The sequence below is a fragment of the Psychrobacter sp. FME6 genome (assembly GCF_014861365.1).
GTDB lineage: Bacteria > Pseudomonadota > Gammaproteobacteria > Pseudomonadales > Moraxellaceae > Psychrobacter.
Genome location: NZ_RRYW01000019.1, coordinates 1 through 23,386, shown reverse-complemented (window position 1 = coordinate 23,386; position 23,386 = coordinate 1). Strand labels below are relative to the sequence as shown.

19 protein-coding genes and 2 riboswitches are annotated in these 23,386 nt (G+C 44.2%); of the genes, 9 read left to right on the top strand and 10 right to left on the bottom strand.

The features are described 5' to 3' along the window. Positions 1 to 125 precede the first annotated feature (125 nt). The 3 genes from EI162_RS04510 to EI162_RS04500 all read left to right on the top strand — a co-directional run bounded on the left by EI162_RS04510 (position 126) and on the right by EI162_RS04500 (position 3,856). Entirely contained in the window at positions 126 to 584 is a 459-nt protein-coding gene (locus EI162_RS04510) for a DIP1984 family protein (protein WP_192523236.1), read from the top strand. Between the two features lie 565 nt (positions 585 to 1,149). Beyond that, positions 1,150 to 2,952 carry an FMN-binding glutamate synthase family protein gene (locus EI162_RS04505; RefSeq protein WP_192523235.1) on the top strand — a complete coding sequence of 601 codons (1,803 nt, stop codon included), beginning with the start codon at positions 1,150 to 1,152 and terminating at the stop codon, positions 2,950 to 2,952. A gap of 58 nt (positions 2,953 to 3,010) precedes the next feature. Continuing rightward, positions 3,011 to 3,856, top strand: a complete 846-nt coding sequence (locus EI162_RS04500; protein ID WP_192523234.1) for a phosphodiester glycosidase family protein — start codon at positions 3,011 to 3,013, stop codon at positions 3,854 to 3,856. 95 nt (positions 3,857 to 3,951) lie between these two features. Here the strand turns inward: EI162_RS04500 and EI162_RS04495 are convergent, their stop codons facing one another. The 6 genes from EI162_RS04495 to EI162_RS04470 form a co-directional block, all read right to left on the bottom strand. After that, a complete protein-coding gene (locus EI162_RS04495; RefSeq protein WP_192523233.1) occupies positions 3,952 to 5,721 on the bottom strand; it encodes an FAD-dependent oxidoreductase in 1,770 nt (589 codons plus the stop codon). Positions 5,722 to 5,901: 180 nt separating this feature from the next. Then, positions 5,902 to 7,092 carry a globin domain-containing protein gene (locus EI162_RS04490; RefSeq protein WP_192523232.1) on the bottom strand — a complete coding sequence of 397 codons (1,191 nt, stop codon included), beginning with the start codon at positions 7,090 to 7,092 and terminating at the stop codon, positions 5,902 to 5,904. Between the two features lie 339 nt (positions 7,093 to 7,431). After that, a complete protein-coding gene (locus EI162_RS04485) occupies positions 7,432 to 8,655 on the bottom strand; it encodes a vWA domain-containing protein (RefSeq protein WP_192523231.1) in 1,224 nt (407 codons plus the stop codon). An 87-nt stretch (positions 8,656 to 8,742) separates the two neighbouring features. Then, on the bottom strand, positions 8,743 to 9,612 hold the full coding sequence (locus tag EI162_RS04480) for an AAA family ATPase (protein WP_192523230.1): 870 nt from the start codon (positions 9,610 to 9,612) through the stop codon (positions 8,743 to 8,745). Between the two features lie 456 nt (positions 9,613 to 10,068). Continuing rightward, positions 10,069 to 10,746 (bottom strand): hypothetical protein, encoded by a 678-nt coding sequence (locus EI162_RS04475; protein ID WP_192523229.1) that lies wholly within the window; start codon positions 10,744 to 10,746, stop codon positions 10,069 to 10,071. Positions 10,747 to 11,116: 370 nt separating this feature from the next. Beyond that, positions 11,117 to 11,437 carry a YcgL domain-containing protein gene (locus tag EI162_RS04470; protein ID WP_192523228.1) on the bottom strand — a complete coding sequence of 107 codons (321 nt, stop codon included), beginning with the start codon at positions 11,435 to 11,437 and terminating at the stop codon, positions 11,117 to 11,119. Positions 11,438 to 11,686: 249 nt separating this feature from the next. After that, a riboswitch (glycine riboswitch) is annotated at positions 11,687 to 11,825 on the top strand. Positions 11,826 to 11,879: 54 nt separating this feature from the next. Continuing rightward, a riboswitch (glycine riboswitch) is annotated at positions 11,880 to 11,998 on the top strand. A gap of 172 nt (positions 11,999 to 12,170) precedes the next feature. Here EI162_RS04470 and gcvT point away from each other — a divergent pair. The 5 genes from gcvT to EI162_RS04445 all read left to right on the top strand — a co-directional run bounded on the left by gcvT (position 12,171) and on the right by EI162_RS04445 (position 18,689). Then, a complete protein-coding gene (gene gcvT / locus EI162_RS04465) occupies positions 12,171 to 13,334 on the top strand; it encodes a glycine cleavage system aminomethyltransferase GcvT (protein ID WP_192523227.1) in 1,164 nt (387 codons plus the stop codon). Positions 13,335 to 13,403: 69 nt separating this feature from the next. Then, a complete protein-coding gene (gene gcvH / locus EI162_RS04460; RefSeq protein WP_192523226.1) occupies positions 13,404 to 13,784 on the top strand; it encodes a glycine cleavage system protein GcvH in 381 nt (126 codons plus the stop codon). Positions 13,785 to 14,067: 283 nt separating this feature from the next. Continuing rightward, complete coding sequence (locus EI162_RS04455; protein WP_192523251.1) at positions 14,068 to 14,826, top strand: nitroreductase family protein; 759 nt, start codon at positions 14,068 to 14,070, stop codon at positions 14,824 to 14,826. A gap of 60 nt (positions 14,827 to 14,886) precedes the next feature. Then, positions 14,887 to 17,784 (top strand): aminomethyl-transferring glycine dehydrogenase, encoded by a 2,898-nt coding sequence (gene gcvP / locus EI162_RS04450; protein ID WP_192523225.1) that lies wholly within the window; start codon positions 14,887 to 14,889, stop codon positions 17,782 to 17,784. A gap of 230 nt (positions 17,785 to 18,014) precedes the next feature. Then, positions 18,015 to 18,689: a lipase family alpha/beta hydrolase gene (locus tag EI162_RS04445; protein WP_192523224.1), complete on the top strand. Its 675-nt coding sequence runs from the start codon at positions 18,015 to 18,017 to the stop codon at positions 18,687 to 18,689. Between the two features lie 39 nt (positions 18,690 to 18,728). Here the strand turns inward: EI162_RS04445 and EI162_RS04440 are convergent, their stop codons facing one another. From EI162_RS04440 to EI162_RS04425, 4 genes are all read right to left on the bottom strand, one after another. Then, complete coding sequence (locus EI162_RS04440; protein WP_413038376.1) at positions 18,729 to 20,045, bottom strand: ribonuclease D; 1,317 nt, start codon at positions 20,043 to 20,045, stop codon at positions 18,729 to 18,731. Between the two features lie 159 nt (positions 20,046 to 20,204). Beyond that, positions 20,205 to 20,798 (bottom strand): recombination mediator RecR, encoded by a 594-nt coding sequence (gene recR, locus EI162_RS04435; protein WP_192523223.1) that lies wholly within the window; start codon positions 20,796 to 20,798, stop codon positions 20,205 to 20,207. Between the two features lie 263 nt (positions 20,799 to 21,061). Further along, positions 21,062 to 21,391: a YbaB/EbfC family nucleoid-associated protein gene (locus EI162_RS04430; RefSeq protein WP_192523222.1), complete on the bottom strand. Its 330-nt coding sequence runs from the start codon at positions 21,389 to 21,391 to the stop codon at positions 21,062 to 21,064. An 81-nt stretch (positions 21,392 to 21,472) separates the two neighbouring features. Next, positions 21,473 to 22,738, bottom strand: a complete 1,266-nt coding sequence (locus EI162_RS04425; RefSeq protein WP_192523221.1) for an O-succinylhomoserine sulfhydrylase — start codon at positions 22,736 to 22,738, stop codon at positions 21,473 to 21,475. A gap of 191 nt (positions 22,739 to 22,929) precedes the next feature. On the opposite strand from EI162_RS04425, the gene EI162_RS04420 reads away from it, so the two are divergent. Then, positions 22,930 to 23,386: IS30 family transposase (locus EI162_RS04420; protein ID WP_192523220.1), on the top strand; the 457-nt coding region annotated here is incomplete at its 3' end.

The following is a 23,386-nucleotide window of genomic DNA, read 5'->3' as shown; positions in this document are numbered from 1 at the left end:
ATAAATGAATCTCTATGACGCCCACTCACAAAACAATATTAGAAAATGAGAGTCAAATAAAAAAGGCGTACCAGCAATATTGTCAAAGCAAAATAAATAATGATTAAAAATAACAGGAAACCAAAATGAAACTCGCAGAAGCCCTACTGACCCGTAGCGACATGCAAAAAAAGCTCGCCCAGCTCAAAGGGCGTATTCGCAGCAACGTTAAAGTTCAAGAAGGCGATACGCCAAGCGAAGATCCAAATGCGCTGATGATCGATGCTAGCCAAATCATTACTGAGTTGGCCGTTTTGATTGAGCGTATTCATCGTACCAATGCCATCGCTAAGACAGATAAAGATCAATCGATGCTGATGTTATTGGTCGAGCGTGATACGTTAAAGATGCGCCATAAGCTTTTGAATGAAGCGATTGAGGCAACTGACACTGAGAGTGACCGTTACAGCCATCGTGAAATTAAATGGAATATTATGGTCTCAGTTGCAGGGTTACAAAAACAAGCCGACGACATCGCAATGAAACTTCGCAAAATTAACATTGTTATTCAAGCCAATAACTGGCAAATTGACCTTGTGGAATAACGATAAACCCATAATGTTAGTATTTTCTATGTACTTACTCTAAGTGCATAGACGACCCCTTTGGGGCCGACTGGGCGAGTGTCAGACCCCAAACTTACACAGCAGGGGGTTGAAAATATACTGTAGTGTCGACTACGCGTTGCGGGCAGACGCTTTTTTTACACCTCATGCCCCTACACGTCACTGGTCACAAAGCACTATTTAAACCTTACCACCAGACACTGACAGTCGGTTTCAATTTTATTTTTAATATCGTCTACCATACGCATTCCTGCAAAGCCAGCTTTCGAAAGATAAATGGCTGCGTTGGTTATCCGTGAGCGTAAGAACCCCTTCGTTACAAAACCTACATTAGCATACCGTTACTCAATTATCTCTAAGCCGTGATATTATAAGCGTACAATATGCGCGTTAATTATAAGTTAAGATAAAACCAGTCGTCCTCTATATCAATGCTTGAGGCACGCTGCTTTTTCTATCATTAATAATTATCGCGTTTTTTGATTTTTATATTTCTACTTTATTATATATTTCTACTTTCTATGTTTTATAGTTGAGCGATACTATGCCCCAATCTCGTACCAATCTAAACCCTAAGCCCACACTTGACGCTCCTTACCTCGTCGGTCTATTACTGCGCTATAGTACCTTTGGCGCTGCTATATTGATATTTTTGGCAGGGCTGCTATTGATGAAGTGGTGGTTGATTATCACGGGTGGTATTGGAGTCGCACTTGGTATTTATGACTTAATTCAATCAAAGCATGCGATCTTAAAAAACTACCCCGTTGCTGGACATATTCGCTACGTGCTGGAAGACTTCCGTCCTGAAATTCGTCAATATTTGTTAGAAAACGACAAAGAACAGGTACCATTTTCACGCCAGCAGCGCGCGCTGGTCTATCAACGTGCCAAAAATGTCAGTGACACCAATGCCTTTGGTACGCTAGATAATTTATATGCGCATGGCAAAGAATGGTTTTTACAATCGGCCGTCAGTCAGCCTTTAGAGAATAAAGACTTTCGTATCATGGTTGGTGGCGAGCAGTGTCAGCAGCCGCATGATATGTCGGTATTTAATATCTCAGCAATGAGCTTTGGTAGTTTATCTGCCAATGCCATTATGGCACTTAACCAAGGTGCTAAATTAGGCGGCTTTACTCATGATACCGGTGAAGGGGCTATCAGTCCTTACCACCGCAAGTTTGGTGGCGATTTGATTTGGGAGCTGGGTACGGGTTATTTTGGTTGCCGCGACGAACACGGTAATTTTGACCCGCAGTCTTTTGCCGAAAAAGCCGTCGATCCGCAAGTGAAAATGATTGAGATTAAACTCTCACAAGGCGCTAAACCTGGTCAAGGCGGTGTGCTACCGTCAGAAAAAATAACGGTAGAGATTGCGGAAACGCGTCAAGTGCCACTCGGGCAGGATTGCGTTTCGCCCTCTTCGCATACCGCTTTTAGTACGCCGCGTGAGTTGGTCGCTTTTTGGCAGCAGCTGCGTGAATTATCAGAGGGTAAACCGGTTGGTTTTAAACTCTGTATCGGTCAACCTTGGCAGTTTATGGCGATTGTCAAAGCCATGATAGAGACTGATAACTACCCTGACTTTATTGTTATTGATGGCGCGGAAGGCGGTACTGGTGCAGCGCCAGTTGAGTTTATGGATAACGTCGGCATGCCGATGGTCGAAGGATTTATGTTGGTTCACAACACCTTAGTCGGTGCAGGCATTCGTGACAAGATTAAGCTTGGCGTCAGCGGTAAAATCGTTTCTGGTTTTGATATCGCTCGTATGATTGCCTTAGGTGCTGACTGGTGTAACTCGGCACGTGGCTTTATGTTTGCAGTTGGCTGTATTCAGTCGCGCTCATGTCATACCAATACTTGCCCAACTGGGGTTGCTACCCAAGACCCTTATCGTCAAAAAGCCTTAGATGTACCCAGTAAGGCAGAACGGGTTGCAAGTTTTCATAAAAACACGCTCAAATCACTGGCCAGTATCGTCGGAGCAGCTGGGTTATTACACCCTAGTCAATTGCAGCCGTATCATATTGCTCGTCGTCTAGACGATGGACAAATAAAACTTCTCTCCAAATTCTTCTATTTTGCCGATAATGAAGCACTACTCAATAGTAACGCCCGCGCAGACGTATTCAATCAAATGTGGGTCATGGCAAACCCTGATAGTTTCTTAGCCAACAACGATGCCTTAATTGCTTATAATAAAGACTCGCGTGATAAAGGCAAAGAAACCAGTGCGCCAACGGAGCAAGGTCTGGGGAGTTTCGCAAATATTACTGACGGTGGACGATTAATCGGTAATGTTAATAACACTTTTCGCGAGATTCCCTCTATAGACGACTAAGTATGAATGAGTCATTCAAACAGAGAAGCTCCAACGCCATAACAAAGACAAGCCATCGATGCTAAATTCTATGATGCTAAGCTCTATTTTCACATTACCTTCTTCTTTACTGACAGTAGCGCTGCTCGCTTTAAGCATCAGCGCCTGCCAGCCAGCAGATGACTTAAACAAAGATGCGATTATCAGTGATACAGAAAACTGGTCTTGCCAATCGCATGCCTCACCATTTACTTATAGCGCGTGCAGTATTAAGGCTCAGGCGCTGATGGGTGATCGTTACTCGTTGCAACTATTTTGGCAACCAGCCGATAGTACGAAGCCGTTCCTAACTTTTGATAAGTTATTGACGACCATGCCCAAAGATCAGACGCTAAATTTTGCCATGAATGCTGGCATGTATAACGAGAGTTACGCGCCTATTGGTTATACCATCATCGAAGGCGAAGAGATTCGTGCGTTAAATCTCAAAGAAGGTGGCGGCAATTTTCATCTATTGCCCAATGGGGTAATGTGGTGGGATAAATCTGGCGACGTCAAAATCACCGAAAGCGACGCCTTAAATGAGCAGCTTAAAAATGGTAAAGCGCAGCCTTGGTATGCAACTCAATCAGGACCTATGCTGGTTATTAATAACGAGATTCATCCGCAGTTTAATCCTGATAGCACCTCTATTAAACCGCGCAATGGTACCGGTGTTTGTAGTGATGGCAGCGTACAGTTTGTCAATAGTGAAGAGCCTGTGACCTTTTATCAGTTTGCCGAGCTTTTTAAGGATGACTTAAACTGTCCAAATGCTTTATTTTTAGATGGCGGGATTGCTTCAGCATTATATGCGCCTAGTATTGATAAACATGATAAAAAAGAGATGGGTGTGATGATTGGGCTGGTTGATTTGAATCAATAGCATCACTCTCAATCTATCTTAATATTACCCTAAACCCTTTACCCACATCCCTTTTACCAATTCGTGCTGTAACTCGTAAAACATATAGCAGCTTATTACAACCTCTTGGTTACGGCACTTAGCGCCGATACTATTGGATCAAGATATTTATAACGTGCTTGGTGCATGAGTGTTGATGTTTCTATGCTCACAGTTTGTTCTCGTTCCATAACTGTGAATAATGCTTGCGCTGCTTGCTTACCAGACGTTGCTGCTTGCTCCATGGTGGGTATTTTCCAGCGTCCAGTAACCGAGACAATCTCGCCTGCCACCACAACATTATTCCACTGCGTAGTGGTTTCAATCAGCTCATCATCAGCATTGCGCACATAGATTTGCGCCAAATCCACCCAGCGCTTTCCATTATCTTGCAAGATACCCATCTCAGCGGTCTCAATATCAGTATACGGCTGCCAATTATCGGTATACAGCAAATTAACCGGATCAATCACGCCGCCTTGCGCGATAGCTTGACGCTGCTCTGCATCGGTAATACCCAGCTGGTATAGAATCTCTTCTTTGGCCTCTGCAGGTGTACACTCCATAAAACGCTTGCCAAATAGCGACCCTCTATTAAACGGTGAGCTACAAGTTGCCGATAGATTATAGTCAAAGCTATCAGGGAACTCGACGTCTTGCCAAAAGCCGCCACGGTGCTGGATTTGAAAGACAATATTCCACGGCGCATCAAAGCATAAGTTATAAGACTTACCCAAGAACGGCTCAAAAACAGCGGGTATTTCGGCTAAAGGAAACTGGCTGCCAAAGGACCATTCATCGTTAAAAGGCTTCTTAACCTGTGGTAATAGTCCCATTTTCCATAATACTTCGTGCGGCAGCGCCATCACGGCAGCATCATAGTGCTGTTGTGGCAAACCGTCTGTGGTGCCATTATCACCACCAATATCGACACTAATCTGTCCATCATCATGATGGTGCATATTGAGTACACGCGCTTGAGTGACGATGGTTACCCCGCGCGCTTTTAGCTTCTCTACTAGCGCCTCGATTACCTCGGAAGTCGGACGATTAAAGCAATACGATTTAGACGTCTCGCCTTCTGGCAGTACGGGTGCTTCGGTCATCGGTAAAAACATCAATACAAAGCTGTCCATAATATCGACGGCTTTACTGTGCATTCTGGCACCAGTCAAGATGCCAAACCAATTGGTAATAAATTGCTTAGTATGGGCATCAAAATCATCAATACCGATGACCTCACCTGCTGTTTTAAACGCCATCGCGGCGCGCTCTTCATCACTGGCATTGACATGATGAACAATGCGTTGTACCAGTTGTAGCATGTTCTTTTTATTTAAGTCAAAGGTTTCAATCATCGCCTCAATCGTCTGCAAATCTATCGCCGCACGTCTATCGATTGCGACGCGTTTGCCTTTTTGTTCATCTTTTTGTCCACTATTATCATTGTGATTATCACTGTCTTCAACGTTACCGTGACCACTTTGATAAAACTGATAATCTTCAACCGCTGTCAGCATATGCAACAGACCAGCGCGATCAAAGATATTAAATAAAGAGAAATAGGTAGAGCTTAGCGCGCGAATGGAATGCTCTTCAAAGCGTTGCTCATCAGAATTAAAGTAGCCAATCATTTTGCCACCACATGTGGCGCTTGATTCTACAATGGTAATATCGATATTTGGGTCTTCGGACAGCTCAAACGCCGCACTTAACCCTGAAATACCACCACCAGCGACGAGTACTTTTTTCTTAGAATGCCTATTTTCAGCGAGCGTTTTAATGGGTGTTTTAACGGGCGGATTATTATTGTTAGAGGTCATTATTTGGGGATTTGAGTCAGCCATGGTGTTTCCTTGTTATTATGCTAATTTTTATAATGTTTTTTTTATGATTAATTTAGAGTCTATTAAATATTCCAGTTTCAAATATGTTTAATCTCAAGTGCACTATAAAAGAATAAGGCAAAGTTATGTCATAACTTTGCCTTATGTGTTCATCTATTGTTGTATATCGTTTTAACTTTATTAGCCAGCTTTCAGCTCTAGACTCATTTTAGGACCAAACGGTTCATAATGCACGCTATCGACACCATGATCCAATGCCATCAAGCCATCAATCATACTGTCCATAAACATCATCGAGCCACAAACATAGATATCAGCAGGCTTAGGTAGATTGGCCAGCCATGCCTCATCAAGGATTTGCCCTTCGTCAAAATAGAAAATATGTTTTTCTACGTTTTCTGCTTTTTCTAACAGCTTATCAACTTGCTCATTAAAGGCATGATGCTGTTCATTTTGACAGGCATAAACCCAAGTGATAGGGCGCTTTGGATTGGCAGTCACTTGCGTCTCTAGCATGGCTAGAATAGGTGTCACCCCTACGCCCGCACTCATCAATACCAGTGGAATGTCGTTTTGTTTTACCAAGTCCTGATTTAACACAAAGTCACCAGCAGGCGCAGATAGTGAAATAGTATCACCAACGGTTAGGTTGTCATGTAAATGGTTAGAGACTAAACCGTTGTGCTCATTGCGGTTGTCGCGTCTTACCGCGAACTGAATACCTTTTTCGGTACTGGCTGAGTATAAAGAATAATGACGCAGTGCAGTATGGCTACTATCTTTTGGATCTGTTTTTACGGTGATATATTGACCAGCGGTTAAATTCAATTTGCTTAGATCAACTGAACTACCCTCTGCTGGAACGACGGTAAAAGCAGCAATATCAGTCGCGGCTTCATATTTTTCGGTAATGGTAAATGGCGCAAAACCTTGCCACATCTCTGCTTCATACATGCCGTGTTCTATCTGGATAAATACCGAGGCAATCTCGTCATATGCTTCAGTCCAAGCATCAATGATATCGTCGTTAGCAGCTTCGCCTAGCACTTCCTTTATCGCACCAATTAGATGGTGACCAACGATGGGATAGTGCTCAGGTAGGATTTGTAACGCTCTATGTTTGTGGCTAATCTGCGTGACTTGTGGCAATAAAGTCGCCAATTTATCCAAATGCTTAGCGGCTGCTAGTACCGTCGTCGCTAATGCGGTTTGTTGACGGCCCAATTTTTGATTGGTTTCGTTGAATATGTCCAACAATTCAGGATGCTCGTTGAACATGTTTTTATAAAATACGGTGGTAATTGCCGTTCCATGCTCCTCGAGTACGGGAACGGTTGATTTTACGATTTCTAATGTTTTTGGTGAAGCCATGTTATCTCTCTCAGTGGATTACTATAAGGATTAATTAAAAGGATTAAAAATGAAAGGTTTACACTAGCAACAATGACTGGGTTTAAACAGCTGTCGAACTCTCGTGGTCAAACACTGTAATCAAACTTTTTTAGCCCATCCAATCGGAATATCACTATAAGATTCATTTAGGATGAATGTTATCATATTTAACGGGGCATACCAATGCCCTATCGTTATAAATTTGATTTATTTAGACCAAAAAAGGCAGCGGCCATGAAAACATCGCCGCTGCCTTAACAGAACATTCAATCAGCTTGACTGATAAATTAGTTTGAATATAAATGCATCATTATAAAATTACCGCGCCATATAATTGGTCATCTCTTCCACACCGTGCAGCGTCATGGGATACATTTTATTATCGAATAAATTTTTAATCTCAATGATGGTTTGAGTATATTGCCAATAGGCAGGATTTTCAGGGTTGAGCCAAGCAACTTTATCAAAATGTGCTAATACCCTTTTTAACCAGACAATACCTGCTTCGTTATTCATATACTCCACACTGCCGCCGACCGTCATCAGCTCATAAGGCGACATCGAGGCATCGCCGACAAATATGACCCGATACTCGCGGCCATACTTATTAAGTAGCTCAAAGGTTGGCATCGGCGCGCTATGGCGACGGTCATTGTCTTTCCACACATAATCATACAGACAATTATGAAAGTAAAAGAACTCTAAGGTTTTAAATTCATTTTTAGCGGCAGAAAATAGCTTTTCTAACGCTTCGACATGGATATCCATACTACCGCCGACATCAAATAGCATCAGCACTTTGACACGGTTACGGCGCTCAGCCTGCATATGAATATCAAGCACACCTTTTTTAGCGGTGCGTTTAATGGTTTCATGAATATCAAGCTCATCAGCGCTACCTGTGCGTGCAAACTGACGAAGATTGCGCAATGCCATTTGAATTTGACGCGTACCAAGTTGACTGTCGTCATCGAGGTTGCGGTATTTACGCTGCTCCCAAACTTTGGCGGCGCTGCGTTTACGCGACTCACCGCCGACCCGTACACCTTCTGGATGATCGCCATAGGCCCCAAACGGTGACGTACCACCCGTACCGACCCACTTACTGCCGCCCTGATGACGCTCTTTTTGTTCTTTGAGGCGTTCTTCTAAGGCTTTCATCAACTCTTCAAGCGAGCCGTACTTTTTAAGCAATCGACGCTGCTCATCGGTCAGATTTTTGGGATCTAATTTTAAATCGAGCCACTCTTTAGGGACATCAGTCAGCTTGGATAATAATTCATCCATATCGAGACTGTCGACACCTTCAAAATAATCTGCCATGGCGCGGTCGAACTTATCAAAATGGCGCTCGTCTTTGACCATGCACAGTCGAATCAGCCGATACATGTCTTCGCGGCTGGCAAAGGTAGGCAGCTCTGGACTCTCAGGGTGTGGCTGCATCATCAGGCCTTGATCTAACGCGGCATTGAGGTCGAGCAACTCACGCGTACTGACGGGCACGCCGTAAGTACGCAAGGTGTAGAACAGTTTAATAAACATAGGGTACGCACCACTTATTGGCTAATATGGTTATAATTTGGGCGTTGGCATGGGTTGTTGTCAAAACATCACTAGAAATCTATACGCTTAACGACGCATCATATTGGCAAAACGCTGCAATAAACTGACATCCGCTTCGTTTTTAAGTAGCGCACCGTATAATGGCGGGATGGATTTTTCGCCGCGCAAGTTTTCTTCTAGCTCCGCTTGTGCCATATCATCAGCAAGCAATAACGTTAACCAATCGACCAACTCTGAGGTTGATGGCGGTTTTTTAAGCCCTTGAATATTACGCAATTTATAAAAGATATCGAGTGCATCATTGACCAGTTTTTCTTGGATATCAGGGAAATGCACCTCAATAATTTGGCGCATGGTTTCCTCTTCTGGGAAATCAATATAATGGAAAAAGCAACGACGCAAAAACGCATCTGGTAGCTCTTTTTCATTGTTCGAGGTGATAATCACTACAGGACGCTGCTCGGCGGTGATGGTCTCACCCGTCTCGTAGACATAAAAAGACATCTTATCAAGCTCGTGTAGTAAATCATTTGGGAACTCGATATCGGCTTTATCAATCTCATCAATCAATAGCACGCTACGCTCTTTACTGGTAAAGGCATCCCACAATTTACCCGGCTTGATATAATTGCCAATCTCATAGACCTTATCATCACCCAGTTGCGAATCACGCAGACGCGACACCGCATCATACTCATACAGACCCTGTTCCGCTTTGGTGGTCGATTTGACATGCCACGTAATCAGTGGCATGCCTAAACTTTCGGCGACTTCTTCTGCCAGTAACGTTTTGCCTGTACCTGGCTCACCTTTAATGAGTAACGGTTTTTGTAAGGTCATGGCAGCGTTGACTGCCAACTGCAAATCGTCAGTGGCAATATAGCTTTGCGTGCCGGTAAAAGTTTTTTTGGTTTTATCGGTCGTGGTGGTCGTCATAATTCAATCTCAATTATTGTTATACATTAGGGGTTTTAAGCGTGTAAAAGGTTCAGAAGCAGTCGATACAAGAAAAACAATCATTTAGGTTAGCACAGCGGCGCATATTGCCAAAATACTCATGCGTTCGCAATTACTCAGACCTAGGGTCTGCCATCAACGGGCGCACTGATAGATTCATAGTCAGTGAGAAGTAATATCGCTACATCACGTACTGCAGGTACCGTTTTTTCTTGCTTGCTGTGCCTACGCAGACAGAGGCTACAAAAAAACTATACCAGCAGTATCGTAGCGTTTTTAAAGTATTTTAACTATAGTGGTCTCAAAATGACTAACGAGCACAGTGATCAATAAACACACATAAAAAAAGACACGCTAATGGTGTCTTTTACTTTACTTATGACTTAAGAAAAAACTTAACTATTTTTATCAGCATTTTTAAAATGAGGACACGCCCTAGCGTTTATCAGTTTTTTTTGTACCGCGTTTCTTAGCTAAAACACTATCTATTTTCGAGTTACCTTTTTTTAAGCTGACTGCTGCTTCAGGTTTAGCCGATAAAGGCTTACTACTAGACGGCTCAACTAAACTCGACTTGTTATCTAAATCAGCTGGCTCAGTTGCAGTAGCATCTGCTGACAAATAACTTCCTGTCGTCAGCTGCATTGTCGCTTGCGTATCTTCTGCTGTGCGGCTGCGTGCTTTATCCAAGCTTGATTCAAACGCACCGCGAATCAGCTGCCAAACAAAGCCGACAAACAAGCCCACGACCAATACCACCATTATGGGCAGCATATTGGCAACGGCACCGGTGAAGTCTTTCATCATAACGGCATAAACCACGCTAATACTAGCCGGTGCAATCACGCTTGGGTCACCAAGTGCACTACCTGGAGCCAATAAAATCGCAAACAACATCATCCAGCTCATGCCGCCCAGCGGACGTGGCAATACACGAGCGACCAGCACCCATAGTACTAGCACTACAATAGCACCACCAAGATAAGCATACATGGGCAAATCGGCGGGCGGAACGTCTTTTACCATCTGACTCCACCAAATCGCAATCTCACCAAGAATATCGCTGATGGTTTCCAGTGGTAAGCTTTTTATAATACCTTTTAACCAGTCCATACGTGTTTAGTTACCTAGATTTATAACCGATGCGACACTACGTGTTTAGCGGTATATGGTACGTGCTGTCATATAGTGAATTCACTTTGAAAACGATACAGTACTATTGGTTATCAAAACTATTGGCTATAAAATTTTTGCCGACTCTGCTACACCTGCGAACAGCAAGCAAAGAAAATTTATAGCAATAGCACACTACGACAACCGTATCGCTTTTGTTTTGAACCGACTATACTAAAATAAGACCGACTACATTATCGACACCAACTGTGTTATCGATATAAGCACTGAAGATATAAGAGGTCGCTAGTTTATCACGATTTTCTCATAAAATGCAGGCGGCCATCTACCAAACTTTTAAACCCATGCCCTAGTTGTAAATACTATCCTGAGCTTCACGAGCGCGCAGTTCTGCTTGGCGGCGCATGACATCTTGCGGTGGCAGTTGCACAAAATACCCTTGCGATTGTAGCTTTGCTAACACCTCTTCTTTATCAACACGGGCAAGGGTCGGTGTGGTTGCCAAATCTAAATGCATGACAAACTTACTACGACCTAAGCCTGCACGAAAATCTTTGGGCAGCACACCAAGCCAATCCTGAATCTCTTCGGTATCATCAGGATAATCAGGGCGCGCAATATAAATATACATATCATCATGTTTGGGAAACTTATAAATATCACAATGCATAAAAACCACCTATCAAAAACTATCCCCATAGATTAGCATATTTTAAACCCATACCAGTAGCGTCTTTACGTTCAGGTATGGTAAATCTCCTTCGATAATTACGGGCTATATAACCGTCACAAAAACCATAGAAGTACTTATCTTCCTGATATTTTGGGCAATTATGCTGATAAAACTCCGTACTTTCCAAGTTTATGCATTTTAATCGATTTGATGGCTTGTAAAAACAGCCTGAACCTTTCATAATAAAAGCGTTTTTCAGGAGAGAGTCTTTAGCAAACACCTCGTAATGCACTATATTGTTCATACGATATGACTTATTGCTGATTGACCACCGAAGGCGCATACACCCTGCCAATCGCTCAGGTAACAGGACTGAAAAACACATGTCATTATTGTTTAGCAGTACGCCATCGATGGTGCATTGCCTACACATATAAGGCATAACAAATCTGGAGAGCGGTAAGGACGGACGACGCCCTACCCACCGAAGGGGAGAAAATACGACATCAAATGATGCTTCGTGTTGAAAATCTCAGGTTACAGGACAGATAGGGCTTTTGCTTAAACTGACGTTCAGCGTCTGTTTGGCTGACGGCTTTATATTTTTTCTGTGCTACCCTTGGTTGCAATGTTTGCACCCTGCAATATTGCTGCTCGCCACTATGATCATGAACATCAGCCTTTGTACTTAAATTAAGTACAAAGGCTGATGTTCACATAAGGATTTGTTATGACTGATACCCACACCCAAGCTCCCAAACGCACTCCCCTTTACCAGTCTCACGTCGATAGTGAAGGCAAACTGGTGGACTTTTCTGGTTGGGAGCTGCCGATTCATTACGGCTCACAAATCGAAGAGCACGAAGCTGTACGTAACGATGCAGGGATGTTTGATGTCTCTCATATGGTTATCGTTGATGTTAAAGGTAGCGATGCCAAAGCATGGCTACAAAAGCTATTGGCCAACGACGTTGCTAAATTAAAAACTGTCGGTAAAGCCCTATATTCACCTATGTTGAATGACATGGGCGGTATCATCGACGATTTAATCGTTTATTTATCAAATAGCGAAGAAACTGAATATCGCATCGTCTCTAACGCGGCGACCCGTGATAAAGACATGGCACAGTTTGAAAAAGTAGCCAAAGACTTTGATGTTACCTTAACGGAACGTAATGATTTGGCAATGCTTGCTGTCCAAGGACCAAAAGCCGTTGAGAAACTGGCGAAAATCAAACCTAGCTGGGCAGACACCCTAGCAGGCCTTAAGCCTTTCGTTGGTGCCGATTTAACCGATATCGAAGGGTCAGATTGGTTCGTCGCTCGCACTGGTTATACTGGTGAAGATGGCGTTGAAGTGATTATGCATGCCGATGAAGCACCTGCCTTCTTTGAACAGTTAAAAGCCAATGGTGTCAAACCTGCTGGTCTTGGCGCACGTGATACCTTGCGTATGGAAGCCGGCATGAACCTTTATGGTCATGACATGAATGAAGAGACCAGCCCTTACGAATCGAATATGGGCTGGACACTGGCGCTAAAAGACGAGCGAGATTTTGTGGGTCGTGAGGCGCTTGTAAGCAAACGCAAACAGTCAAAAGATGACAATACAGCGATGAAGCAAGTGGGTCTACTACTGACCACACGCGGTGTGTTACGTGAAGGTATGACTGTGACCATCAATCAAGGCACAGACAACGAGCAAACAGGGGTTATCACCAGTGGCACATTCTCCCCTAGCCTCAAAAACTCGATTGCTATCGCTCGCGTTCCTACCAGCTTGTCAGAAGAGGATAGCGTGCAAGTTGATCTGCGCGGCAAAGGTAAGTTCGTCGATGTACGCGTCCTGAAATTACCATTTGTCCGTAATGGCAAGCAGCAGTTTGACTCGTAGCCGTTATAAATTCTATTATTAGCTTGCATTATTTTTGTTAATTAACCTCTATCACTTAGGAGAGAGACCATGAGTAACATCCCAGCAGAATTAAAATACATCGCCAGCCACGAGTGGCTACGCCTAGAGGACGACGGTACAATTACTGTTGGTATCACTGACCATGCTCAAGAATTATTGGGTGACGTGGTATTTGTTGAATTACCAGATGTTGGTGACGTCATCACTCTTGATGACGAAATCTCAGTGGTTGAATCTGTTAAAGCCGCTTCTGACGTCTATGCTCCAATCTCAGGCGAAGTCGTTGCCATCAACGAAGCACTAGAAGACGACCCTGAAATCATCAACTCTGACCCATATGGCGAAGGTTGGTTCTTTAGAATGAAGCCTGAAAACATGGCTGACTATGAAGCATTACTGACTGCTGACGAGTACGAAAATGAGCTGTAATATCTGCTACACGCTTCACTCTACAAGCGATATTAAGCTTAAATCTCGCTACTTATAACAAAGCAAGCAGGTTTCATTATTGTAGGTACCGGCGTCAGTCGGTATCTATCCTCTTTGGCTTAAAGCGATTTTCTTTAAAAATCAGCGTTAAAAAACAATCATCGTCCAATTGATTATCCCCAATTGCTAGCTAGTTTATTCGTATTACTCATTTGACATATTTCTTAAATATGCCGCAACAATGAGCCAAATTGAGCACTCAACTCCCAGTATGGATCCTAATATGAACGCCAATACCGATAATAAAGACAGCATTGCTACGCCTACTCATACTCCGCAGCGACAAGCGTTTTGTGAGGTCGTAGAGTCACGCCGATCAGTACGCCGTTTTACCGACACGCCGATACCCGATGACGTATTATCCGACTGTTTGCGTTTGGCCATGTTAGCTCCAAACTCTAGCAACCTACAGCCGTGGGAGTTTTATGTTATCGATAATGTGGATAGTCGTAAGCGCGCGGTCAAAAACTGCATGAACCAAAACGCCGCAAAAACATCCGCACGCTTAATCGCTGTGGTTGCTCGTACCGACGTTTGGCATGATCACGCCCAGCAAGTTCTACGTGAATTCCCTGATACACCGGTGCCAAAAAAGGTAAAAGACTACTACAACAAAGTCGTCGCGTTGGACTTTTTACGTGGGCCTGCCAACATTGTATCCGTCGCTAAATGGGGTGCAACTCAAGTGGTCAGACGCGTCAAAGGTCCTATCAAATCGCCTTATTATACCTTTGAAGATACCAAAAACTGGGCAACCAATAATACCTCGTTAGCCGCTGGAAATCTAATGCTGGCATTGCGAGCGTATGGCTTTGATAGCTGTCCGATGGGTGGTTTCGACGAACCTGCCATGAAGCGCTTGTTAGAGCTAGGCGATGATCATCATATCGTTATGATGATTGGTGCTGGCGAGCGTGCTGATAATGGTATCTATAATACCCAGTTCCGCTTTGAGCAAAATCAATTTGTACATTATGTATAGTTAGTTGAACCACTACTTTTATTATAGAACGCTCCTTTTCACTCTTTTCCAAGGATTGTCATGACTATCTCTCAAAACCCGACGTTTGATACCTTTCAAGGCTTATTCAACGAAGCCGAATTTGTCTATCGTCATTTAGGCTCTAATGAAACCAAGCAAGCGGATCTACTCAGTGCGGTTGGTTATAAAGATATGGCAAGCTTTATCAATGATACGGTGCCTGAACCTGTACGCCTGCACAAAGAATTGGACTTGCCAGCCGCGATGAGTGAACACGCTGCGCTCGCCAGATTGCGCGTGATGGCTGATGACATCACCGTTAATAAAAGCTATATCGGCCAAGGTTACTCACCTGTACGCATGCCTGCTGTTATTCAGCGCAACGTCCTTGAAAATCCAGGCTGGTATACTGCTTACACCCCTTATCAAGCAGAAATTGCCCAAGGTCGTCTAGAAGCGCTACTTAACTTCCAACAAGTTTGTATTGATTTGACGGGTCTTGAGATGGCTGGTGCTTCATTGCTTGATGAAGCAACCGCTGCCGCTGAAGCGATGTCAATGTCTAAGCGCGTGAGCAAAAGCAAATCAACAAAATTTTTCGTCGATGATCGCATCTATCCACAAACACTTGATGTTATCAATACCCGCGCCAAGTACTTTGGTTGGGAAGTGGTGGTTGGTGATTTTGAAACGGCCAAGTCTGGCGATTATTTTGGGGCATTATTCCAATACGTCGGTGTCGAAGGCGATGTTAAAGACTTAACAGACGTCATCGCGGCTGTGAAGGAAAATAAAACCTATGTGAGCGTCGTCAGTGACATCATGAGCTTGGTACTGCTAAAATCACCAGCAGATATGGGTGCAGACGTGGCTTTGGGTAGCACGCAGCGTTTTGGTATCCCAATGGGCTTTGGTGGTCCACATGCCGCCTACTTCGCTTTTTCAGATAAAGCCAAACGCTCAGCGCCTGGTCGTATCATCGGTGTCTCAAAAGACGCGCAAGGCAATACTGCTCTACGTATGGCACTACAAACCCGTGAGCAACATATCCGCCGCGAAAAAGCCAACTCAAACATCTGTACCTCACAAGTATTGCTGGCCAACTTAGCGGGTATGTATGCCGTCTACCATGGTCCAAATGGTGTTAAGCGTATTGCCACGCGTATCCATGCGTTTGCTACTGCCTTTGCTGATGTCATTAAAGGCGCTAACGATAGCAATTTGAACGTGGCACATGATCAATTCTTTGATACCGTCGTGGTTGATTGCGGTTCAGAAAAACTGGCCACTCAAATTTTTGAAAATGCAGACAATGTTGGCTACAACTTATGGCGTCTTGGCGACAGCAAACTTGCCGTTTCTTTTAGTGAGACCAGTGACGAACAGGACTTTAAAGTACTAACCCAGCTATTCGTTAGTAAGTCGCACGACCTACCAAAAGACGCGCGCGTCTCTCTTGATAGCACTCACTTGCGTACTGACGATATCTTAACGCATCCAGTATTCAACTCGCATCACACCGAACACGAAATGCTACGTTATTTAAAATCGCTCGAAGACAAAGATTTGGCGATGAACCGTAGCATGATTTCACTCGGTAGCTGTACCATGAAATTGAATGCCACCAGTGAGATGTTACCGATTACATGGCCTGAATTTGCCAATGTGCATCCGTTTGCACCGCGCGATCAAGTAACTGGTTATGTGGCGATGATTGATAGCCTACAAGACCAACTCAAAGCCATCACAGGTTTTGATGATGTGTCTATGCAGCCAAACTCTGGCGCCTCAGGTGAGTATGCAGGTCTACTTGCTATCCGTCGTTATCACGAATCACTGGGCGAGACCGATCGTGACGTTTGCTTGATTCCAATGTCAGCGCACGGCACCAACCCTGCTACGGCCATTATGATGGGTATGAAAGTAGTCGTGGTCAAAACCGATGACAATGGTAACGTAGATATCGATGACTTAACGGCGAAATGTGAAGAGCATAGCGCGAAGCTGGGCGCATTGATGATTACTTATCCATCGACGCATGGTGTTTTTGAAGAAGGTATCCGTGATATTTGTGACCTTATTCATAAACATGGTGCCCAAGTCTATATGGATGGCGCCAATATGAACGCTCAGGTCGGCATGATGCAGCCTGCAGACGTTGGCGCAGACGTACTACACATGAACTTGCACAAAACTTTCTGTATTCCACACGGCGGCGGCGGTCCAGGCATGGGTCCTATCGGTATGAAGGCACATTTAGCACCATATATGGCCAACCATACTTTAAGCCCTGTACACAATGCGCAAAAAGACTGCTCAGCGGTATCGGCAGCCCCTTATGGCTCAGCAAGTATTTTGCCAATCTCATGGATGTATATTGCCATGATGGGACGTGATGGTTTATTAAAAGCCACTGAATTGGCACTATTAAATGCCAACTATGTTGCTGCGGAATTAAAAGACCACTACCCGGTGTTATATGCTGGCAAAAACGGCCGCGTGGCCCACGAATGCATCATCGATATTCGTCCATTAAAAGAAGAAACAGGCGTCACAGAAAGTGATATCGCCAAGCGCTTGATGGATTATGGCTTCCACTCACCTACTATGAGCTTCCCAGTTGCGGGCACCTTGATGATTGAGCCGACCGAGTCTGAATCTAAAGAAGAGCTAGACCGCTTTATCAGTGCGCTAAAATCTATCAAAGCAGAGGCCTTAAAAGCCAAAGCTGGCGAAGATAACTGGACGCCAGAAAACAACCCATTGGTCAATGCCCCGCATACCGCGGCGATGATTACTGATGGTGAATGGACGTATCCATACAGCCGTGAGACAGCGGCGTTCCCACTGCCTTACATCCGTAACAATAAGTTCTGGCCAAGTGTGGCACGTGTCGATGACGCTTATGGTGATAAAAACCTCATGTGTTCTTGCCCAAGTATCGAAAACTATATGTAATCATCATTGTCGATAAACATTCATTATCATGATATAAAAAACCTCCAAATCAGCTGATTTGGAGGTTTTTATTTTGGCTGTCTTTTCAGCAGCATCTCAACAGGTAACACTCTTAATACTTAAGTCACTGCTATTTAAATCATTAAGAACAACCTACTATAGTAGTACAGATATATATCCACTTAATTTACTAAAATAACATCTATTCAATCACTGCCTTGGAACCAAACATGCAACAAAAAAACCACGTTATTCTGATTCATGGTCTGCATCAAACGGCTTGGATTATGCGTCCGCTGGCCAAATGCTTGCAAGCAGCAGGGTTTGATACCCATCAATTTGGCTATCGCAGTATGCGTGATGGCATCAAGACCAATAGCGCACATCTAAATAGCTGGCTAGAAGAAAACCACCATCCAGACCAGCCGATAGATTTGGTCGGTCATAGTTTGGGTGGGTTAATTATTCGTGATTTTATCACTGAATATCCGAAATGGCAGATTGGACGCTGCGTGACACTCGGAACGCCGCATATAGGCAGTGTCTGTGCTGATTATATTTGGCGCTTGACCCCAGCTGTTGTGGGCCGCTCCTACGTCGATGCACTAGATGGTACGGTAGCACCATTACCTGAGCATATTACTCTGGGCGTGATTGCGGGGAATCACCCCAAGGGTTTAGGGCAATTTTTTTTACAGTATCATAACCGCAAACTACGTAAGGCAGATAACATACCATCAGCAGAACACCTGCTACACGATGGCACGGTATATGTAGAAGAAACTAAAATAAAGGCAGCCACTGATCACATTATTTTACCAGTCTCGCATACTGGGATGCTGGTCGATAAAACAGTGGCCAAGCAAACGGCTCACTTTTTACAACATGGACAGTTTCGACGTTAATATAGTCAGATTTCTATTGAAAACTCACTATATATTATTTTAAACGTTAATCCCCATACCTTGTTGTAGCTCGATTTTATGGGCTGTGATAACAGGAATCAAGGTATGCATAACCCAGTCGTTGCGCCAGCCTTTTAAGCCCTCTGGCAGCTCGCTTAAGTCTTTATCAAATGCAATAATTTCATAAAGCTGCCCCAGCCATTTTTTACGCATCAATACGTTGGCAGGTACGCCAATAACTTCTGCTTGCTCATCGATCGCTTGTTGCACGGCTTTTGATAGGATTTTGTTTTTCGAACGATACGGTGGTAATAAACAAGCTGGATGTTCAGCAGGGTGAAGGTTTTTGGCATCTTTTATGACCTTGAGCAATTCTTCACCATACAGTCGCAACATACTACGGTGCATCGTGGTTTTATGTGCCAGCTCACGCATGTTATTTGGTTTTTCAGTGATGATTTCGCGTACCGCTTGTTTTTTAATCACAAAAGTACGTGGCTGATTAGTGGCACGTGCCAGCGCCTCTCGCCATGTCGCCACCGCTTGTAGTATTGCCATTTGCTCAGAAGTATAACGATAATCTGCCATCGTAAGATACATTGCGTCGTCTTCAACATGCTGAGCATCATATAAATCACTGGCATAAAGCTGGCAGTCTGCCCATACATAGTCGTACAAACCTTGCTTTTTTAGCTCGTACTCAAGACTTAAATAGAGTGCTGGCAAAAAACGCACATCGTCTATCGCGTACTGTTCTTGTTCGTCTGAAAGCGGACGCTTTAGCCAATCTGACTGGCTTTGTTCTTTATCGATATGCATGTCCAATTGGTCATCAAGCGCTTGCTGATAGCCCATTTGCAACTGCCCTGTCAAATAAGACAGAGCGATTTGGGTATCAAAAATATTGGTCAATGGCGGACAACCGGACAACAGGTAAAAAATACCCAAATCTTCGCCGCATGCATGCCAAATGGCCACATCCACTTCACTGAGTGCTTGCCATAGTTCAGCCAGTTGCAACTGCGGTGCATCTAATAGATACACATGATCGCCAGTATTCAGCTGCACCAGCGCCAAACGTGGATAATAAGTATCGCGCTTGATAAACTCGGTATCTAATGCCACACGCCCGCAAGTGGCTAATGCCGCAATCACTTCATCCAAACTACTTTGCTCACGCACCCAAGTGACAGCAACCTCATCGGCGCTATCTAGTAGTGTATCGATATCTGGTTCTGCCGGCAACGCCACTGATGCCATAGCATGATTGACTGAGTGCGTTGATGCATCATCAGCAACCGCAGGACTATTTTGAGGAATTGAATCGGTGGAAGCATTTGAAGCAATGTTTGACACGGGCAGATACCTGCATAAATAAGAGAAAATAAAACGCTAAACCGCGTCTTAATAAAATGAGAGACGAAAATAATAATGATAAAACACTACTAAAACAATTATAACAATCCCATAAAAAAATGGGCAAGACTTGGCTTTTATAAGCAAGTTATAACAAAGCTATAAAAAGGAGCGGTTTTGCATGGCTTGCCCAAGGGTCATACTATCGAGGTATTCAAGCTCACCACCCATCGGCACACCTTGTGCTAAGCGCGTCACTTTATTGACATGACGATTGACCGCTTCACTGATAAAGTGTGCGGTAGTTTGCCCTTCGACGGTGGTACCCGTTGCCAGTATCAACTCTTCAACGGGCTCTTGCTTCACTCGCCAAACCAGCTGATCGATATTTAAGTCGTCGGCACTAATCCCATCAATCGGTGATAAATGGCCACCTAAGACAAAATAGCGTCCACGGTAACCCGCAGTTTGTTCAATAGCCATGACGTCTGCTGCGGTTTCAACCACGCATAATAACCTATCATCACGCCTTGGATCTTGACACAGCGGGCAGACAGCGTCATCGCTAAAGCTATGGCAACGCTGGCATTCAACGATATCACGCATCGCTTCATCAAGCGCTTGCGCGAGCGCCATGCCCTGAGGGCGCTTTTTACTTAGCAGATGAAGCGCCATCCGTTGGGCGCTCTTTTGTCCCACACCCGGCAAAATACGCAGCTGTTTGACCAGCTGATCAAATTTGGCTGTCAGCAAAGTGTCTTCCTTTATTTAACTTAATTTAAAAAACAGTAGCTATAAAAATGGGGTCGTATCGTGTTGATAACAACCCCATTCATTAGATCTTACAGTCAGATAACATACAGTCAACTAAATATAAAACCAGCTGTATATCAATGCCAAAAGTTCAAGATAACGAGAAAGACGAGTGCTAGTTTTATCTTCGTAGGTCTAACGAGTCTGACCAGTCTGAATAGCTAAGCGTTAACTTATTTTTGGGACAGATATTATGGCAGATATTAGAACATACCTTGCATACCTGGTGGCAGACCCATACCCGAGGTAGCACCAGCCATCGTTTCTTCATAAAGCTCGTCTGCCTGGCGCACAGCATCATTGATAGCGGCTGCGATTAAATCTTCGATCATGTCAGGCTCATCTTCCAATAAGCTTGGATCGATAGTCAAACGCTTGACCACATGGCGACCTGTCATAGTCACTTTGACCAGACCACTGCCCGCTTCGGCTTGCACTTCTTTATTGCCCAGCTCTTTTTTGGCATTTTCGACGTTTGTTTCGACTTTCTTTTGCATCGTTTGGGCTTGTTGCATTAATGCTTGAATATTCATAACTGCCTCTTTGTCTTTATAATGGTAAGTGGTGTTTGACAACGTAAAATGTATGCGTTGGTAGTGATTATACCGTTATCTTTACAAACTGTCTAAACCGCGCGCCAAATCTTTAATGATATCCTCTACATCTTCCAAACCGACCGATAGACGGATAAGCCCATCTTTAACGCCTGCCTCAGCTCGCGCTTCAGGCGTCAGGCGAAAGTGAGTGGTGGTCGCAGGATGAGTAACCGTGGTTTTGGCATCACCCAAATTATTGGTGATAGAAACCATTTGCGTCGAATCAATCACATGCCAAGCAGCGGCTTTTGAATCAAGACTGGCAGACGATTTCACTTCAAAACCCATGATAGCACCATAACCCCCTTTCATATGATGCTGGCGGGTAGCAAGATTATGAGAAGGATGGTCGCTCAACCCTGAGAAATGCACCGTACTGACCTTGGGATGATTGACCAAAAACTCCGCCACTTGATTGGCATTTTGACAATGCGCTTGCATACGTAACTTGAGCGTTTCTAGCCCCTTGGTGAAGACCCAAGCATTAAAGGGGCTCATACTGATGCCACCTGAGCGGACAACGGTAAATGCCTCTTGCATCAGCTTGTCACTGCCGACCAACGCACCGCCTAATACTCGCCCTTGCCCGTCTAAATACTTGGTCGCAGAGTGAATCACTACATCTGCACCCAAATCAAGCGGACGCTGCAAGGCTGGCGTAGCAAAGCAATTATCGACTACCAGTAGTATGTCATTGGCTTTACACAGCTCGCTTAGATAACCGATGTCACAAATCTGCGCCAACGGATTGCTGGGGCTTTCGCAATAAATCACTTTGGTATTGGGCTGAACTGCATTTGCCCATGCCTCATTATCGAAGCAATCAACATAACTGACCTCAACGTCAAATTTGGCCATGTAATTGTTAAACAGACCGATAGATGAGCCAAATAGCTGATTGGCTGCAAGCAGATGGTCGCCTGCTTTTAGATACGCCAAACACATGGTCAAAATCGCACCCATACCCGAAGCTGTCGCCACCGCGCGTGCACCATTTTCAAGGGCAGCTAAGCGACGCTCAAAGGTGCGTACACTGGGATTGGTATGACGCGAGTAGACGTTGCCCGTTTTGGTGCCATCAAAATGCGCTGCGGCATCAGCCGCCGAATGGTAAACATAAGAGCTGGTGGTAAAAATAGGCTCTGAATGCTCACCTTCATCAGTACGATGCTGTCCTGCCCGTACGGCGATGGTTTGCATGCCATAATCAAGCCCTAAATCTAGGGCATCGTTGCGCCAGTTTGGATCTAAACTGCTATCTTCTTGCACTTGCGACTTACTCATAACTAATCCATTACCGTTAATTTTAACTGCATTAAAAATATTTTTATTTCTTTTTACCAATAATTAATTTAGGGAATTGAATGCTGTCTTAGATTAACACATGAAGTGCAATACCAAATGTGAGGTGAAAAAAAGACCTAGATGCGCTAGCATCAAAGTTTTTATCCACCGACCAAAGTGAGATTGCAACCATGAACTATACACATCTAAGCCTAGGTGAACGATACCAGATTTATGCCCTTAAAGGGGCAAAACATAGTATTAAATTTATAGCTGACACATTAGGAAGAAGTCCTAGCACCATATCAAGAGAGCTTAGGCGTAATAAAGGCCTGCGCGGTTACCGAGCAAAGAATGCTAATAACAAGGCTTGTGACAGACGCTCTAACAATGCTTTCACTATCATCGCTGATGTATGGGATTGGGTCACAGACAAGCTAAAAGACAGCTGGAGTCCTGAACAAATAGCCGGAGTTCATGGTGGTATTAGTCACATGAGCATCTATCGCTATATCTGGAGGGACAAGAGACAAGGCGGCACGTTATGGCAGTGTCTCAGACGCAAAGCCAAACCTTACCGTAAGCGACTAACAGCTGAGACCCGAGGCCGTATCAACGACAGAGTCTCGATTCATGAGCGCCCTTGTA

Coding starts and splice junctions, on each gene's coding strand:
- EI162_RS04510 (WP_192523236.1), top strand. CDS start 126: ATGAAACTCGCAGAAGCCCTACTGACCCGTAGCGACATGCAAAAAAAG.
- EI162_RS04505 (WP_192523235.1), top strand. CDS start 1,150: ATGCCCCAATCTCGTACCAATCTAAACCCTAAGCCCACACTTGACGCT.
- EI162_RS04500 (WP_192523234.1), top strand. CDS start 3,011: ATGCTAAATTCTATGATGCTAAGCTCTATTTTCACATTACCTTCTTCT.
- EI162_RS04495 (WP_192523233.1), bottom strand. CDS start 5,721: ATGGCTGACTCAAATCCCCAAATAATGACCTCTAACAATAATAATCCG.
- EI162_RS04490 (WP_192523232.1), bottom strand. CDS start 7,092: ATGGCTTCACCAAAAACATTAGAAATCGTAAAATCAACCGTTCCCGTA.
- EI162_RS04485 (WP_192523231.1), bottom strand. CDS start 8,655: ATGTTTATTAAACTGTTCTACACCTTGCGTACTTACGGCGTGCCCGTC.
- EI162_RS04480 (WP_192523230.1), bottom strand. CDS start 9,612: ATGACGACCACCACGACCGATAAAACCAAAAAAACTTTTACCGGCACG.
- EI162_RS04475 (WP_192523229.1), bottom strand. CDS start 10,746: ATGGACTGGTTAAAAGGTATTATAAAAAGCTTACCACTGGAAACCATC.
- EI162_RS04470 (WP_192523228.1), bottom strand. CDS start 11,437: ATGCATTGTGATATTTATAAGTTTCCCAAACATGATGATATGTATATT.
- gcvT (WP_192523227.1), top strand. CDS start 12,171: ATGACTGATACCCACACCCAAGCTCCCAAACGCACTCCCCTTTACCAG.
- gcvH (WP_192523226.1), top strand. CDS start 13,404: ATGAGTAACATCCCAGCAGAATTAAAATACATCGCCAGCCACGAGTGG.
- EI162_RS04455 (WP_192523251.1), top strand. CDS start 14,068: ATGAACGCCAATACCGATAATAAAGACAGCATTGCTACGCCTACTCAT.
- gcvP (WP_192523225.1), top strand. CDS start 14,887: ATGACTATCTCTCAAAACCCGACGTTTGATACCTTTCAAGGCTTATTC.
- EI162_RS04445 (WP_192523224.1), top strand. CDS start 18,015: ATGCAACAAAAAAACCACGTTATTCTGATTCATGGTCTGCATCAAACG.
- EI162_RS04430 (WP_192523222.1), bottom strand. CDS start 21,391: ATGAATATTCAAGCATTAATGCAACAAGCCCAAACGATGCAAAAGAAA.
- EI162_RS04425 (WP_192523221.1), bottom strand. CDS start 22,738: ATGAGTAAGTCGCAAGTGCAAGAAGATAGCAGTTTAGATCCAAACTGG.